This is a genomic window from Bradyrhizobium sp. AZCC 2289 (assembly GCF_036924615.1).
Classification (GTDB): Bacteria; Pseudomonadota; Alphaproteobacteria; order Rhizobiales; family Xanthobacteraceae; genus Bradyrhizobium.
Genome location: NZ_JAZHRY010000001.1, coordinates 9,843,135 through 9,859,433 on the forward strand (window position 1 = coordinate 9,843,135; position 16,299 = coordinate 9,859,433).

Annotated in this window: 15 protein-coding genes and 1 pseudogene; 6 read left to right on the forward strand and 10 right to left on the reverse strand. The window is 61.0% G+C overall.

Annotated features, from left to right (window positions below):
* Positions 1–18: 18 nt before the first annotated feature.
* The 6 genes and pseudogenes from V1289_RS46290 to V1289_RS46315 all read left to right on the forward strand — a co-directional run bounded on the left by V1289_RS46290 (position 19) and on the right by V1289_RS46315 (position 8,683).
* On the forward strand, positions 19–795 hold the full coding sequence (locus tag V1289_RS46290; protein WP_334406265.1) for an outer membrane protein: 777 nt from the start codon (positions 19–21) through the stop codon (positions 793–795).
* A 404-nt stretch (positions 796–1,199) separates the two neighbouring features.
* Positions 1,200–1,853: an outer membrane protein gene (locus V1289_RS46295; protein ID WP_334406266.1), complete on the forward strand. Its 654-nt coding sequence runs from the start codon at positions 1,200–1,202 to the stop codon at positions 1,851–1,853.
* Between the two features lie 255 nt (positions 1,854–2,108).
* Entirely contained in the window at positions 2,109–5,084 is a 2,976-nt protein-coding gene (uvrA, locus tag V1289_RS46300; protein ID WP_334406267.1) for an excinuclease ABC subunit UvrA, read from the forward strand.
* 265 nt (positions 5,085–5,349) lie between these two features.
* On the forward strand, positions 5,350–6,585 hold the full coding sequence (locus V1289_RS46305; RefSeq protein WP_334396467.1) for an IS701 family transposase: 1,236 nt from the start codon (positions 5,350–5,352) through the stop codon (positions 6,583–6,585).
* 232 nt (positions 6,586–6,817) lie between these two features.
* Positions 6,818–7,659, forward strand: a pseudogene (locus V1289_RS46310) (IS5 family transposase).
* A gap of 142 nt (positions 7,660–7,801) precedes the next feature.
* Entirely contained in the window at positions 7,802–8,683 is an 882-nt protein-coding gene (locus tag V1289_RS46315) for a hypothetical protein (protein ID WP_334406269.1), read from the forward strand.
* 47 nt (positions 8,684–8,730) lie between these two features.
* Here the strand turns inward: V1289_RS46315 and V1289_RS46320 are convergent, their stop codons facing one another.
* From V1289_RS46320 to V1289_RS46365, 10 genes are all read right to left on the reverse strand, one after another.
* Entirely contained in the window at positions 8,731–9,093 is a 363-nt protein-coding gene (locus V1289_RS46320) for a DUF5615 family PIN-like protein (protein ID WP_334406271.1), read from the reverse strand.
* Positions 9,094–9,096: 3 nt separating this feature from the next.
* On the reverse strand, positions 9,097–9,318 hold the full coding sequence (locus V1289_RS46325; protein WP_334406273.1) for a DUF433 domain-containing protein: 222 nt from the start codon (positions 9,316–9,318) through the stop codon (positions 9,097–9,099).
* Between the two features lie 177 nt (positions 9,319–9,495).
* Positions 9,496–9,822: a PRC-barrel domain-containing protein gene (locus V1289_RS46330; protein ID WP_334406275.1), complete on the reverse strand. Its 327-nt coding sequence runs from the start codon at positions 9,820–9,822 to the stop codon at positions 9,496–9,498.
* Positions 9,823–9,957: 135 nt separating this feature from the next.
* Positions 9,958–11,241 carry a cystathionine gamma-synthase family protein gene (locus V1289_RS46335; protein WP_334406277.1) on the reverse strand — a complete coding sequence of 428 codons (1,284 nt, stop codon included), beginning with the start codon at positions 11,239–11,241 and terminating at the stop codon, positions 9,958–9,960.
* Positions 11,242–11,350: 109 nt separating this feature from the next.
* Positions 11,351–11,716, reverse strand: a complete 366-nt coding sequence (locus V1289_RS46340; RefSeq protein ID WP_334406279.1) for a DUF5615 family PIN-like protein — start codon at positions 11,714–11,716, stop codon at positions 11,351–11,353.
* A 3-nt stretch (positions 11,717–11,719) separates the two neighbouring features.
* Positions 11,720–11,947 carry a DUF433 domain-containing protein gene (locus V1289_RS46345; protein ID WP_309177002.1) on the reverse strand — a complete coding sequence of 76 codons (228 nt, stop codon included), beginning with the start codon at positions 11,945–11,947 and terminating at the stop codon, positions 11,720–11,722.
* A gap of 63 nt (positions 11,948–12,010) precedes the next feature.
* The gene (locus tag V1289_RS46350; protein ID WP_334406281.1) at positions 12,011–12,775 is read right to left on the reverse strand and encodes an AAA family ATPase; all 765 of its coding nucleotides are present in this window, start codon (positions 12,773–12,775) and stop codon (positions 12,011–12,013) included.
* A gap of 714 nt (positions 12,776–13,489) precedes the next feature.
* Positions 13,490–14,362: a PCC domain-containing protein gene (locus tag V1289_RS46355; RefSeq protein ID WP_334406283.1), complete on the reverse strand. Its 873-nt coding sequence runs from the start codon at positions 14,360–14,362 to the stop codon at positions 13,490–13,492.
* Between the two features lie 3 nt (positions 14,363–14,365).
* Entirely contained in the window at positions 14,366–16,012 is a 1,647-nt protein-coding gene (locus tag V1289_RS46360; protein WP_334406285.1) for an acyl-CoA synthetase, read from the reverse strand.
* Complete coding sequence (locus V1289_RS46365; protein ID WP_334406287.1) at positions 16,009–16,209, reverse strand: hypothetical protein; 201 nt, start codon at positions 16,207–16,209, stop codon at positions 16,009–16,011. The genes V1289_RS46360 and V1289_RS46365 overlap by 4 nt, the downstream gene beginning before the upstream one ends.
* Between the last annotated feature and the right edge of the window lie 90 nt (positions 16,210–16,299).

The window sequence follows — 16,299 nt, forward strand, 5'->3', positions numbered from 1 at the left end:
AGAGCTGGAGATTATGCGATGAAAAAGTTTTTGCTTGGTACGGTTGCTCTGATGGCGCTGGCTGCTCCCGCAGCCGCTGCTGACCTTGCCGCGCGTCCTTACACCAAGGCGCCGCCGGCGCCGATCGCTCTGGTGTATGACTGGAGCGGTTTCTACATCGGTGCCAACGGTGGTTGGGGTTCGAGCCACAAGTGCTGGGACTTCACGACGCCGGTTGCATTGGGTGCCACGTTCGTCGCGGCCGAGGGTTGCCATGATGCAACCGGTGGCGTCGCCGGTGGTCAGATCGGTTACCGCTGGCAGGCTGGCACCTGGGTGTTCGGCCTTGAAGCGCAGGGCGACTGGGCTGACCTGAGCGGCCGGAACCGGAGCTTGCTTCCCGGCGGCTTCTTCGACAATCAGTCGAGGATCGACGCATTCGGCCTGTTCACCGGTCAGATCGGCTACGCCGCCAACAACGCGCTGTTCTACCTGAAGGGCGGCGCTGCCGTGACTTCGGATCGTTTCCGTTCGTTCGCAACCGGCACCAACGTAGTGGTCTCCAACGACGTCAACGACACCCGCTGGGGTGGCACGGTCGGCGTCGGTGTTGAATACGGCTTCGCTCCGAACTGGTCGGCTGCGATCGAATACGATCATTTGTTCATGCAGGACAGGACCAACACCTTCCTCAACAACGGCGTCGCCGGCCCGGCTGGCACTCTGTTCGGTACCGACCGCATCCGTCAGGACGTCGATCTCGTCACCGTCCGCGTCAACTACCGCTGGGGTGGCCCGGTCGTCGCGAAGTACTGATCTTCGCAACGCGCCAAAATTCGAGACGAGAAGGCCGGCCTAGCGCCGGCCTTTTTGTTTGCACGACTCGTTGTTTGCACGCCTCGTTGTTTGCATGACTCGTTGTTTGCACGACTCGCGCTTCGATCGAATTTCGACGGTGCGCGGATGTTGCGCACGCCTGTCCCGAATGAGGCGTTTTGCCACGGATGTGGTTTTTCGGTGACGGCCTTTTCGCACCCGCTGAGCTAGAATTTTTCGATCTCACTCGTTCGCTCGGCGACCAAAAGACGCGAACGGGGATCGCAGGGGAATGAAAATGATACGAAACGTTCTGGTAGCAGGGTTCGCCTTGGCGACATTGGCGGCGGCGCCCGCGCTCGGCGGCAGATCTTGCTGCGCGGCCCTATGCCAAAGCGCCCGCGATGATCGCCGCGGCGTATGACTGGAGCGGCTTTTACATTGGCCTCAACGGCGGCGGCGCATCGAGCCGCGAGTGCCTGACCATCACCAGCGTTGCAGGCGCTGCGGTGACCCCGAATTCCGAGGGCTGTCACAGCGCGACGGGCGGCCTCGCCGGCGGCCAGATCGGTTATCGCTGGCAATCGGCCGGCTGGGTGTTCGGCGTCGAAGCCCAGGGCGATTGGGCCGACCTGAAGGGATCGAATGCAAGCCTGACGGCAGTGATCCCCTATACCAACCAGACCAAGGTCGACGCCATCGGCCTGTTCACCGGCCAGGTCGGCTACGCCTGGAACAACGTGCTCTGGTATCTGAAGGGCGGCGCTGCGGTCACCGACAACAAATACACCAGCGCCTTCACCGCAACCGGTGTCGTGTTCAATCAGACCACCGAAACCCGTTGGGGTGGCGCGATCGGAACCGGGATTGAATTCAGCTTCGCACCGGACTGGTCCGTTGGCTTTGAATACAACCATCTGTTCATGGGCAACCGCGACGTTACGTTCCCGGTCACGGCCATTGCCGTCACCCGCAGCGACAACATCCGCCAGGACATCGACATGGGCACGGTCCGGGTCAGCTACCGCTTTGGCGGTCCGGTCATCGCCAAATACTGATCGTCGCAACAGCGGGCTTTGCGACTGGAAAAGGCCGGCCTCGCGCCGGCCTTTTTGTTATGATGCCGCCGAACTGCTGCCACGTGCCGCCACCGCAACCCGCTTCGCAACAAACCGTTGATGATTCGCCGAGAGCACTGGAAATCACCCGGCGTTCTTCCTACGTTCCCAGCATCACCCCATCGGCGCTTGTTGGCGGATTTCCCGCGATGCGCGCCCTAAAGCGGCGCCCGACGCGCGCCTGGAATTGCCGATATGGATGAAGTGCTCAGGGCGAAGCGCCAACAAAACGCCTCCTCGACGCGCGCGATCACGATCCGCGGCGCGCGCGAACACAATCTCAAGAACATCGATGTCGAGATCCCCCGCGACAAGCTCGTGGTGTTCACCGGCCTGTCCGGCTCCGGCAAATCCTCGCTCGCTTTCGACACCATCTATGCCGAGGGCCAGCGGCGCTACGTCGAGTCGCTCTCAGCCTATGCGCGCCAGTTCCTGGAGATGATGCAGAAGCCCGACGTCGACCAGATCGACGGCTTGTCTCCAGCGATTTCGATCGAGCAGAAAACCACATCAAAAAACCCGCGCTCCACCGTCGGCACCGTCACCGAGATCTACGACTACATGCGCCTGCTCTGGGCCCGCGTCGGCGTGCCCTACTCGCCCGCCACGGGTCTGCCGATCGAAAGCCAGATCGTCTCGCAGATGGTCGACCGCGTGCTGGCGTTGCCCGAAGGCACCCGGCTCTATCTGCTGGCGCCGGTCGTGCGCGGCCGCAAGGGCGAGTACAAGAAGGAGCTCGCCGAGTATCTCAAGAAGGGGTTTCAGCGGGTCAAGATCGACGGCACGTTTTACGAACTCGCCGAAGCGCCTGTTCTCGACAAGAAATTTCCGCATGACATCGACGTCGTGGTCGACCGCATCGTGGTGCGGCCGGACATCGGCCAGCGCCTGGCGGAAAGTTTTGAGACCGCGCTAAAACTCGCCGAAGGACTGGCGGTGATCGAATATGCGGATGCGCCCGCGGCCGACGAGAAGAAATCCGACAAGAAGACCGCCAAAATCCACGACAAGAGTGGGCCGGAGCGGATTTTGTTTTCGGAAAAATTCGCCTGCCCGGTTTCCGGCTTCACCATTCCCGAGATCGAGCCCAGACTCTTTTCCTTCAACAACCCCTATGGCGCCTGCCCCGCCTGCGGCGGCCTCGGCGTCGAGCAGCATATCGACGAGGACCTGGTCATCCCCGACAAGGAGATGACCTTGCGCAAGGGCGCCATCGCGCCCTGGGCCAAATCGTCCTCGCCCTATTACATCCAGACGCTGACCGCGCTCGGCAAATTCTACAAGTTCACGCTCGACACCAAGTGGAAGGACCTGCCGAAGAAGACGCAGGCCGCCCTCTTGCACGGCTCCGGCGACGACGAGATCAAGTTCTCCTATGAAGACGGGGTGCGCTCTTACGACACCAAGAAACCGTTCGAAGGCGTCATCACCAATCTCAACCGCCGCTACCGCGAGACCGAAAGCGAATGGGCGCGCGAGGAGCTGGCAAAGTATTTCTCCGACGTTCCCTGCGAGGCCTGCCACGGCTACCGGCTGAAGCCGGAGGCCCTGTGCGTCAAGATCGGGGCAAAACATATCGGCGAAATCTCTGAATTGTCGGTGCGCCGCGCCGGCGAATGGTTCGAGAGCGTGCCGGCATCGCTCAACGCGCAACAGAACGAGATCGCCGCCCGCGTCCTGAAGGAGATCCGCGAGCGGCTGTCGTTCCTGCTCGACGTCGGCCTGAATTACCTGACGCTGTCGCGCGCCTCCGGCACACTGTCGGGCGGCGAAAGCCAGCGCATTCGGCTGGCCTCCCAGATCGGCTCAGGGCTGACCGGCGTGCTCTATGTGCTGGACGAGCCCTCGATCGGCCTGCACCAGCGCGACAATGCGCGACTCCTGGAAACGCTGAAGCGGCTGCGCGACCTCGGCAATACCGTGATCGTGGTCGAGCATGACGAGGACGCGATTCGCCTGGCGGATCATGTGCTCGACATCGGCCCCGGCGCCGGCATGCATGGCGGCCATATCATCGCGCAGGGCACGCCCGCCGAGATCATGAGCCATCCGAAGTCGCTGACCGGCAAATATCTCACCGGCGAATTGTCGGTCGCGATCCCCGAGCGCAAGCCGCCGAACCACCGGCGCACCATCAAGGTCATCAATGCGCGCGGCAACAATCTGAAAAACGTCTCGGCGGAAATTCCGCTCGGGCTGTTCACCTGCGTCACCGGCGTCTCCGGCGGCGGCAAGTCGACGCTCCTGATCGACACGCTCTACAAGGCGATCGCGCGCAAGCTCAACAACGCCAGCGAGGGCGCCGCCCCCCACGACCGCATCGAGGGGCTGGAGCATATCGACAAGATCATCGACATCGACCAGTCGCCGATCGGCCGCACCCCCCGCTCCAATCCCGCGACCTATACCGGCGCGTTCACCCCGATCCGCGAATGGTTCGCGGGCCTACCCGAAGCCAAGGCACGCGGTTACGAGCCGGGCCGCTTCTCCTTCAACGTCAAGGGCGGCCGCTGCGAGGCCTGCCAGGGCGACGGCGTCATCAAGATCGAGATGCACTTTCTGCCCGACGTCTACGTCACCTGCGACACCTGCAAGGGCATGCGCTACAACCGCGAGACGCTCGAAGTCCTGTTCAAGGGCAAGAGCATCGCCGACGTGCTCGACATGACCGTGGAAGAAGCCGCCGACTTCTTCAAGGCCGTGCCGCGCGTCCGCGAGACGTTCAAGACGCTGCACCGCGTCGGCCTCGATTACATCCATGTCGGCCAGCAGGCCACGACGCTCTCCGGCGGCGAAGCCCAGCGCGTCAAGCTGGCCAAGGAATTGTCAAAGCGCGCCACCGGCCGCACGCTCTACATCCTCGACGAGCCGACCACGGGCCTGCATTTTCACGACGTTGCAAAGCTGCTGGAGGTGCTGCACGAGCTGGTGTCGCAGGGCAACACGGTGGTCGTGATCGAGCACAATCTCGAGGTCATCAAGACCGCCGACTGGGTGATCGACTTAGGCCCCGAAGGCGGCGACGGCGGCGGCGAAATCGTCGCCTGGGGCCCGCCGGAGGATATCGTGAAAGCGCCGCGGAGCTATACGGGGAAGTTTTTGGCGCCGGTGTTGAAGAAGGCGGCAGGGAAGCCGCGGAAGAGTGCGGGAGCGAGCGAGGCGGCGGAGTGAGAAGTAGGACTTTTCCTTGTCTCTCAAACCCGCGAAAGATCTAAGTTATGCTTGGGAATTGCATATTTCGTAATCCCAGTACGAGAGATGGAAAATTTGATAAAGGCTCGCTTTGCGAGTCTTTATTATTTTTCAGCAAGGCTCATCTGCTAATCGACATGGGAACATTGGCCTTAATGGTCCAAGCAGACTTCCTTGACGTTCTCGTCACCATGCTTAGCACTACAGTTGCCTTTTATGCAGTTTTCTGAATCCATGGGCAACCATGATTCGAAGATCGTGGACGCGGCCAGCGTCGATTGAAGAGACGCTTGCGCTGTGGGCGGCGTCGCTTCGTGAGATCAAGCAACGGATACGTCCGTTGTTCAATCAAGATCGTGTTGCGAGGAATGCAGGCTTGTTTCTGGAAAGCCTGCTCGGAGATGAGCAACGCAAGACCGGTTGGATGCGCGCGGAGGCAGCTGGCGATCCCGGTCCTTGGCGGCAACAGGCGATCCTGGGTCGCAGGGATTGGGATGCTGATGGTCTGCGCGATATCGTCCGCGATTATGTCATCGAGCATTTGGCGGATGACGATGCGGTGCTCGTGATCGACGAGACCGGCTTTCTCAAGCAAGGCAAGGCGTCGTGCGGGGTGGCGCGGCAATACACTGGTTCCGCCGGCAAGATCACGAACTGCCAGATCGGCGTCTTCGCCGCCTACGTGTCGCGCCACGGTCATGCGTTCATCGATCGCGCGCTGTATCTTCCGAAGGAATGGACCGACGATCCAGATCGTCTGGAAGCCGCATATGTGCCTCCCGGTGCCGGCTTTGCGACCAAGCCAAAGCTTGCAACGAGCATGATCGCACGCGCCATAGCCGCGTCTGTACCATTCAAGTGGGTTGCCGGTGATACTGTCTACGGTGTTGGCGATATCGAACAGCAATTACGCCGGGCAGGCAAAGGCTACGTGCTCGGGGTCAGCAGCGCTCATGTATTTCAATCCTGGGGCAAGCGGCGATCGGTCGCCGGCAAGGCCGCGGACATCGCTCGGACGCGGCGCGCGTCCGATTGGAAACGCCTGTCGGCAGGGGCCGGAACCAAAGGACCGCGGCTGCACGATTGGTGCTATCTCGAATTGGCCGATCTCGAGGTCGAAGAATTTTACAGCGCAAATCATGGTCTTTGGACACGAGGTCTGCTGATCCGTCGTCGTATCGCCGATGGCGATCTCGCCTTCTTCACCACCTGGTGTCCAGCGGGAACATCCATCGAAACGCTGGTGGCGGTCGAAGGCCATCGGTGGGCGATCGAGGACAGCTTTGAGACCGCGAAAAACGAGTTCGGGCTCGATCACAACGAGAGCAGATCCTGGCATGGGTGGCATCGCCACGTTTCCCTGGTGATGCTCGCCTTCGCCATGATGGCGGTGATCCGCCATCGCGCCAATTCGCCGCCGCCCAAAAAAACGAAACGCCGAACCACGGCAAAACTCAAAATATCACCAATCCGTCATTGATCCGTTGGTCAATCCAGGAAGTCCGCCGCATCGCCATCAGGCTCGCCCGAAAGCGGATCCAACCCGCACACATCATCGCATGGTCACTCTGGCGCAGAACTCACCAGGCCGCCGCCCAACGGGCCCACTTCAAAAAACGACAACTGTAATGTTAGTGTCTGTCCGAAAACATGTTGAATCATCGGAATCATTTGTGATTCAAGGGAGGCGGTCCGAATCTGAAGGAGCGCCGATGTGGACGAAAGAGAACCGCGGTCGTTACGACCGCAGCCGGCTACGCTATCCCAGCGATTTGACCGATGAGGAATGGGCGTTGGTGGAGCCGCTGATTGCGTCAGCCAAGCGAGGCGGAAACAAGCGCACGGTGGATGTGCGTGAGGTGGTCAATGGTCTGATGTATGTGCTGAGCAGCGGTTGCCAATGGCGAGCGATCCCGAAGGATCTGCCGCCGCGCAGCACGGTGCACGGTTATTTTGACTTGTGGACTTGGGACGGCACGCTCGATCGCATCCATCACGCGCTCTATGTACAATGTCGGGAGTTGGCCAACCGAGAACCCAGCCCGAGCGCCGCCATCATCGACAGTCAAAGCGTCAAGAGCGCGGAAAAAGGGGGGCGTGGATTGACCCGCATGGCTACGATGCGGGAAAGAAGATCAAGGGCAAGAAGCGCCACATCCTAGTCGATACCCAGGGCTTATTGCTCCACGCCCTTGTACATTCGGCGGACATCCAGGATCGTGACGGCGGGGTGCTGGTGATGGCCACACTGTTTGGCCTGCATCCATTCCTGCTGAAGCTCTATGCCGACGGCGGCTATCAGGGGCCGATCTTTCAGTCCGCCGTTCGCAAAATCCTCCGGCAAATCGACGTGGAAATCGTCAAGCGTTCCGATACAGCAAAGGGCTTTGCGGTCTTGCCCAAGCGATGGATCGTCGAGCGCACCATCGCCTGGCTCAATCGCTGTCGCCGCTTGGCCAAGGATTGGGAGTGCCTCAACCGAAAGGCCTTGGCGTTCTTGCGCCTTGCCTCAATCCGCCTCATGCTCAGAAAGCTCTGTCAAAAAACAGCATGATCCCGGACAGACTCTTAGGGAAGGCTATTTGACTGCGAATTACTCGCCGCAGGCTCCCGTCCTACACTCAAACAACACTAATGGGATAAGCGAGCACTTCTTTACTATAGTTAGAATAGGTGGCGATCAGAAGCGCCCGAACATGCGTAATCCTGAACTGCTTGAACAGCAACTTCAAAGAACGTTTGGAGATAAGGGCAAGGCAAGAGCGTATTTTCGTCGACTAGCCGATCTTATCTCTTTTCACGATCTTGATGACCATGATGTGCCTACACTTGGCCGCAAAGACATCTGCGATCCATACATAGCAAGGGAAGTTGCGCGGATATCTCTAGTGAATTATGGAATTCCTGAGGAAGAGATCAAGTTTTCTCGGCTCGACGTACTTCCGCTGGATTCATTCAAGTTTGGAATCGCGACTGACATTGATTTCAATCATTTGCGCCGCTTTTTGCCGGAGAGCGAGAGGGCTTCATTCGGTCCCAACAATCTATTCCCGGCTATTAGCGACGCCAGGTTCGATATTGGTCTTGCCGCCCGTTACAACGCAGCGTTCGTCGGCAGCGAAAAGAACGAAGCAATTACCAGCATGATGTTGCAACGAAGCTTCGGCGTTCGATTTGCTCCCGATGAGAGCAAGAGACAGATTTACGACTTTATCTCCGTGGCGGTGCCGAGCATTCGCGAAGTCATTAACACAGGTGAGCGTAGCCCCGAGGATTTTATCAAGTTGATGCAAAAGGCCAGTGCCTTTCAAAAGTGGTTACGAGAGCAAAATCCAGATGCTAATTTGGTCACTGAAATGCTTCGTGAAAAGGCGAGAGTTGATTGGTTGGAGTCTTTGCCGGCAAAAATGATGCGCTTCGGATTGTTCACCAGCGCAGGCATGCTTGCTGACTATTTTGCACCTGGATCGAGTGCGATGACTGGCGCCATCGATACATTCTTGGTCGAACGATTGGGAAAAGGCTGGCGTCCGCACTACTTTGTGGAGAGCCATCTACGAAGTTTTCTCGAGAAATAACTCTGAGGGCGCAATACGCTGCGCTATTGCGCCCTACGACTGCGGTCCTACCTCTCACTCCACAGATGACGCGACCGGAAGCGTCCTTCCTCAATCACCGTGTAGCGGCCAAAAAGCCCTTCGCCATATCGCTCGATCGCCGCCGCCAAACGCGTTGACTTCAGTACGGGATTTTCGGAGCCGATACGCATCAAGACCACACCGGGGACCGTGCGCTCCCTGCGAAAGACAAGATCACCAAAATCCTTGTCCTCGGTTAGCAGGAGCCGTTTCTCGTGCAGCGCGAGCGCGATGACGTCCGCGTCGCTCAAACCAGCCGCAGCTTCCGCGACGTAGAGCACATCGTGGGCTTGCGTGCGCAGAAATGCGACCAACGACGCCGCGACGCATTCGTCCGCGAGCCAACGCACCTGTTAGCCGTAAACGATGTCTTCGTCGGCGAGATAGTCGGCGGCAAACGCCTGCGCGGCCTGGATATCATCACGCGTCAGCCGCGGGTGATCCGCGAGGATCGCCTCGGGCGACATACCGGCACCTAGCTTGCGCAAAACAAGCTCCACCGGAATGCGCGTACCGCGAACGACCGGCTTGCCGTCCATGATGCGCGGGCTGACTTCAATTCGTTCGTGTGACATGGCGGTCCTTCGATCCGATCTTTTGTCCAGGATATCAGATCGAACGAAGTTTGTCAGCGGCTCCGCGGGATGCCCCGTGTCCATGCAACTCGTAGGGCGAAACCGCGCAGCGAATTCCGCCTCTTTCGTCGTCTGCACGTGCAGCTCAATTCGCTGCGCTATTGCGCCCTACGGCCCCTAAACCGTCCAGTAGTGCGGGTGCGGGCGCGAGCGGTCGCCCCAGTCGAAGGTGTCATCATCGATCTCGCATGGGCCTTCGCGCAGGTCCTCCAACGTCACGTCGGTTTGGTAGCCCTGACTCCTGGGATCAAACCTGAGTGCGTCCCACCGCACCGGATAATGGTGGTGGGTGGCGAGCAGCCCGCCGGTTTTTATCACCGCGTAGGCAACCGTTCCGCTCACCTTGTCGAGCATCAGGCGCTCGATCGTACCGAGCTTTGTGCCGTCCAGCCCAAAAACGCACGCGTGCTCGACGCGATCGCTGGGCACCAGGGTATGATGCATGGCGTCCTCCCTGTGGTTCTCCTGTTCCCCCGGCATTATAGCACGAACGAGCGCGGGCATGCGCGGAACGTCCGGTTCGCTGCGGTGCAAAAACACGCGTTCGGCTCGTAGGGCGGAATAGCGCAGCGATTGCCGCTACGCCGCGTTGAGCGCCTGCGCAATATCCGCGATCAGATCGGACGGGTGTTCGATGCCGATCGACAGCCGGACCGTGGAGTCGAGGATACCTATTTTCCGGCGGACGTCAGCGGGAACGCCGGAATGGGTCATGCTGGCGGGCAGGCTGGCAAGCGATTCGGTGCCGCCCAGGCTCACCGCCAGCTTGAAGATTTGCAGCGCATTCAGGAATTTGAAGGCGGCGGCCTGACCGCCGACAATGTCGAACGAGAATGTGGAGCCCGCACCGGTGCACTGCCGCGCGAACAGACGGCCGGCGGGCGACGCCGCGTCGTGGTGAGGAAGGTAATGGACTTTTGCCACTTTGGCATGATCGCGCAAAAAATCCGCCACGAGCCGTGCGTTTGTGTCGGCCTTTTCCATGCGGATGCTCAGGGTTTCGAGCGACCGACTGATCATCCAGCAGGAATGGGGATCCAGTTGGGTACCGATGGCGCCTCGCAGCGCCTTGATATCCTTCATGATGGCCTTTGAGCCGAGCGCTGCGCCCGCGATCAGGTCGGAATGACCGCCGATATATTTGGTCAGGGAGTACAACGAAAGATCCGCGCCGTGTTCGATCGGCCGCTGAAACACCGGCCCGAGCAACGTATTGTCACACGCGACGATCGGCACGTGGTCCTGCGCCTCGCCGATATTGTCGGCGATGCGGCGGACAAGCGCGATATCAACGAGTCCGTTGGTCGGATTTGCCGGGGTTTCGATGAGAATCATCGCAACCCGCCCCTTTTGCATGGCCTCGTCCCCCGCCAGCTCGACGGCGGCTTCGTCGATGCCGTCGGCAAAGCCCACGGCGCCGATCGAGAGGCCCGCCAGCGTCTTCGCGAGCAGGGTTTCCGTCCCGCCATAGAGCGGTTGGGAGTGCAGAATGACGTCGCCAGGGCGGACGAACGCGAGGATCGTGGTCGCAATCGCCGCCATGCCGGACGAGAACAGCGCGCATTTTTCGGCGCGCTCGTAGACGGCGAGCCTGTCCTCGACGATCTCGCTGTTGGGGTGATTGAACCGCGAATACACGAGGCCCGCGCCCATCCCTTCGGGAGGCTCGCGCCGACCCGAGACGAAATCGAAAAAATCCTGTCCGTCTTCGGCGGTCCTGAACACGAAGGTCGAGGTCAGAAAGACCGGCGATTTGACAGCCCCTTCCGACAGTTGCGGATCGTAGCCGTAGTTCAGCATCAGCGTTTCAGGATGCAGCATGTGGTTGCCGATGTGGGTCTTCGACGGAAATGGTTTCACCATGGCCAGCCTCGCTGTCTGGATTAGGAACGCGCCAACGATAACCGGTTTTGCTATTGCAAGGGCGGAATAGCGGTGCGTGTTCCGCCTCTTTCGCTCGGCCGCACGGTCGTCACACGCTTCGCTGTTGCCGCCCTACGGCCTGGAGTCCAACAAGCTCAATAACCGTTTCACCTCGTTCGACGGCAGCGGTTATTTCCGGCAAGGAGCGCAATATCTTCGCGATCAAGCTTCGGTTGTCCGTGTTGCCGACCCTAATCCACAAGATCACAGGACCGTCGCTCTTCGCCGCGCGGAGAAGCGAGAAGTCCCGATCTTTGGTCACCAGGACGGCTGAGCGCGAAACGGCTTCATCCCAAATCTGCTGGTCAGTCGCGGTCACGAGGTCGATGTCGGCAACGTGCACGGCCGCACAGCCGGCGCCGCTCAGAGCCTCTACCAGCGAGGGCGGAAGCTGAGCGTCGACGAGAAAGAGCAAGACCTATTCCGCCGCGATGATGGGGTGGTCTGCCTGGCGGGCGGCAAAGGCCAGCGCCGCGTCGATATCCTCGCTCTCGAGATATGGGTACTCTCGCAGGATCGCCTCTCGCGACTGGCCAACCGACAGCAAGCCCAGAATATCCGCAACGGTAATACGTAGGCCGCGAATGCATGGGCGGCCATGCATGCGGTCAGGGTCTATCGTAATTCGTGTCAGGAGGTCGGACATTCGGCACCTTCGATCCCAAGATATCAGATGAAACGCAGCTTGTCAGCGGTTACGCCCGACGCCTCACTCCGCTATCGCCGCCTCCACAAACCCCGCCGGGTCATCGCAAAACTCCCGCATGACCTTGTAGTGATCGGTCTCCTTCACCGTCACCGGCTCCAGCCCGTATTTCGTCAGCCGCAGCAGCCGCGCGTTGGGATAGGCCATCAGCATTGGCGAATGCGTGGCCATGATGATCTGGCAGTGGCCGATGCTGTCCATCCGCCGCATCAGCTTCAAAAACTCCATCTGGCGCGACGGCGACAGCGCGGATTCCGGTTCGTCGAAGATGAAGATGCCCTGCCGCTGGCAGCGCTCTTCGAAGAAGCGCAGAAAGCCTTCGCCGTGGGAATGCGAGAGGAAGTCGGGTCCTCGCTGACCGACTTCGCGCGCCGCCAGGTCCAGATATCTTGCGACGGAAAAGAAGCTCTCGGCGCGGAAGAACCAGCCGTTGGTAATCTTCGGCAACCAGCTTGCACGGAGTGCATTCGAAAGCCGGCCACCCATCACCTCGGTCGCCTGGGAATGGTCGACCGGCATATAACCCTTGCCGCCGCCGGCTTCATCATAGCCGGCGAGCACCGCGATCCCTTCCAGAAGCGTGGATTTCCCGGTGCCGTTCTCGCCGACGATGATCGTGATCGCCCTGTCGAAACTCAGTTCGAAATCGTCGCGCAACAGCGGCAGGCAGAATGGATAGGCCTCGCGGTCGGTGACGCGCGATGGCTCGAGCCAGATGCGCTTCAGGTACGGCGCCGGCAGATTGATCGTTCGGCTTCGTCTCGCCATGCGCTCGTCAGTCACCGAAAAGGCCACTCAACCAATAGCTGAAACGGGGCGCAATTCAAGAACAAATCGAGAACTAGTGAACTCAAAAGGCCAAAAAAGGGTGTTTTTTTGCCCGACGGGCAAATCAGTCCTTGGCCTGTCAAGCCTCCACTATGAAAATATTCCGCTTGTCGCGTCGGGCAAATCAGTGGCCTTTCTCCGCGCGTCTCACCCGACAAGAGGGGCGGCTCGCGATCGTCACGAAACGCGCGGTGGGATGCGGTGGACGTAGATGCTGCGACTGACGAGCGCGGCTGATGCGGACGGCGAAGTCGTGTGGTCCTGGCGCCCCGATGCTGGCGTCAAGCTTGTGGAGCGATCCGCAAGTGACGGTGGCAAGAAAGCCGGTCACCGGGGAGAGCGCGCTATAAGCCGTAAAACCATTGCGCGGGGAAGGCCGGAGTGTTTCCGCTGAACCTGTATGCTCGTGTGCGCATTTCTTTGTGCAACCTTGCACACGAGACCGCGGGTGCAGCGCGCACCCGGTCTTCCCTGCGCCCTCTGTTCTCTCGGAGGGACATCGAAGATGCAAAGCTCGGGCGTATCGCGCCGCGAGAACGCGAAGGTGTATCTTGCCGTCATTGCGAGGAGCGTCAGCGACGAAGCAATCCATGTCTCCGCAAGCGGTAAGATGGATTGCTTCGCTTCGCTCGCAATGACGATCCTATGTGGGTACTACCGTCCCTCCTCGCCCAGCACTTCCAGCACCAATTCCATCGTCATCAGCACCGGATTGTCGCCGCGTATCAGTTTTCCCTCGGCGATGCCGCCGAGGTAATCGACCAGCGCGATATCGAGATCTGCGTGCAGCGTGCCATCGGGGCCCGGCGCGACGCTGCCGGAACGAACCGCAAGTTCGGTCGCGAACGGCACGACGGTGTGGCCATCGGTGAAGCAGGCGCCGATGGTCGAGCCGACCCCGCCATGCAGCCGCGCGTGGATGACGCCGTGCCGGCGGCAAAACGTTTCCAGGCTGCAGGCAAAGTCCTGGTTCGGGCGCAGCCGCAGCGCGAAGGCGCGGCTGGTCGTTTTCGCATCCGTCATCGCGCTCGCCACCGGTCCAAACAATTTGAAGTTCGTCTCGCTATCGGGCTCGGCGGTGAAGACCGCGCCGTCGAGACCGAAGGCGTTCACCTCGAACGGCTCGGCGACAAACGTCCCCTCCGGCAGCATATGCCCGCCATTGACGCGTCCGTCTTGCTCCGTCCACAGACCGTGGCAATGGAAGAACGGCGCGCCGTCGCGTTGGCCAAGCGTCATTGCTGCGAGCTTCAGCCGGGTGACGCCGTCGGGCCGGAAGGTGTCGCTGTAGAACGCCGCGTTGGCGCCGTCCTTGGACAGCGCCGGCATCACATAGGCAAACGGGCCGAGCGCCCCACCTTTGGCGCTCAGCACGCCGCCGCCAAATCCGGCTGCCGCAAAGCCGCGGCGCGCGGCTTCCAGCAGCGGGATGCCGGCTTCAAGCGTGAACGAGAAGGCGCGACCGCGCGCCTCGACCCACTGGATGCGCTCGGTGGCGGGCGGCCCGGGCTGGGCGATGCTGCGCATCGCTCACGTGCCCGTCGATTTGGCGACGACATCCAAAAGCCCGCGCGCTTCCAGCTCGTCGCGGATCAACCGCTTCGGCACCTTGCCGTAACCGGATTTCGGCAATGCGTCCCAGAAGAAAAACCGCTTTGGCATCTTGTAGCGCGGCACCTTTGGCGACAGGAACGCCGCCAGTTCGGCTTCGCTCACGGGAGTGGTGCCCTCGCGCGCGACGCAAACGGCGACGCCGACCTCGCCCCAGAACGGATCGGGCACGCCGAGCACCGCGACCTCGCCGACCGCGGGATGGGTCAAGATCTTCTCCTCGACCTCCCGCGGATAGATGTTGGAGCCGCCGGAGATGTACATATCGGAGGCACGTCCGGTGATGTAGACAAAACCCTCGTCGTCCATGTGGCCGAGATCGCCGGTGCGGAACCAGCCGTCGCGAAACGCTTTTGCGTTGGCCTCGGGGTTGTCGTAGTAGCCGGCGAACACGGCGGGGCCGATCACGCAGATCTCGCCGGTCTCGAACGGCTTCAGTTCGCGGCCGTCGTCGCCCTGGATCGAGACCTGCATGCCCGTGCGCTCGAAGCCGCAGGTGCCGATCCGCGCATGCGGGCCGTCCTCGGGATCGTGCAAGCCGGGAGGCAGCACCGTGATATTGCCGGTGACTTCGCCAAGGCCGAAATATTGCACCAGCACCGCGCCGAGCTTGTTCAGCGCGGCCTTCTGGTCCTCGCGGTACATCGGCGCGCCGGCATAGATGATGAAGCGCAGCGAGGAGTGATCGTATTTGTCAACCGCGGGATGCTCGACCATCATCTTCAAAATCGTCGGCACCGTAAAAATGTTGCTGACGCGGTGTTTCTCGATCAGCCGGAACGCCTCGGCGATATCGAATTTTTCCGATGGCAGCAGAATGGTCGGCACGCCGCGCGCGGCCTGCACCAGCTGATGCACGCCGGCGCCATGCGACAGCGGCGCCACCACCAGCGACGCGTCCTGCTCGGTGGTGCCGGGCATCAGGTCGGCAAGATGGTTGGTGACCACGAAGGCCATCTGGCCATGGGTCAGCACCGCCGCCTTGGAGCGCCCGGTGGTGCCCGAGGTGAAGAAGAACCAGCAGGGATCGTCGTAGTCGACCGCGGTGTTTGCGGCCTTGGCGCCCGCCTGCGCCGCAATCGCTTCGCTGACGGATTGCTCGCCGAACGCGCCCTCGCCGATCCGCCAGATGAATTCGAGCGCGGGGTTGGCGACCCCTGCAGCGTGATCGGGAAAATCGCCATGGCACAAAAACGCCTTCGCACCGGAGGCGGTAGCGAGATAGGCGACCTCGTCCGGCATCAGGCGGAAATTGGTCGGGACCCAGACCGCGCCGAGCCGGAACGCCGCGAACATCGACCAGAACATCTCGTCGCAATTCCTGGAATGAACCAGGATGCGGTCACCCTTGACGATGCCGCGTGCAGCCAGCGCCGCCGCCAAAGCCGAAACCAGGCTGTCGATCTCACGCCAACTCCAGGAACGCTCGCCCCAGACGAAGCCAATGCGGTCGCCGTGCCGGCGCGCGTTCTGGGTGACGAGATATGCGAGATTCATCACCCGGCACGACATCCGCGCCAGGCCGCCGCGCGGCGCCGCCGCGGTGACGGCGGGCCCGCCGCTCATTTGCGTCCCATCCAGACGCCGGCCGCCAGCAGCACCAGACCGGCCACGCCCGCGACAATCCCGTGCTTGGTGTGCATCCGCGTCACGCCCGCCTCATGGCCGGGAAAGAAGCTCGGCAACTGGTCGGCCGGCAGCACGAAATAGACCGCGGCCACAACAAGCAGGACGATGCCGAGCGACGTCAGCACGAGTTTCATGGATGTTTCCTCTTCTCAAACGGGGCTTGTTGAGCGCGCCCAAACCGGGTTTCCCGGCTCTGGTTTATCGTCATCGCGCCGGGTTCGGCA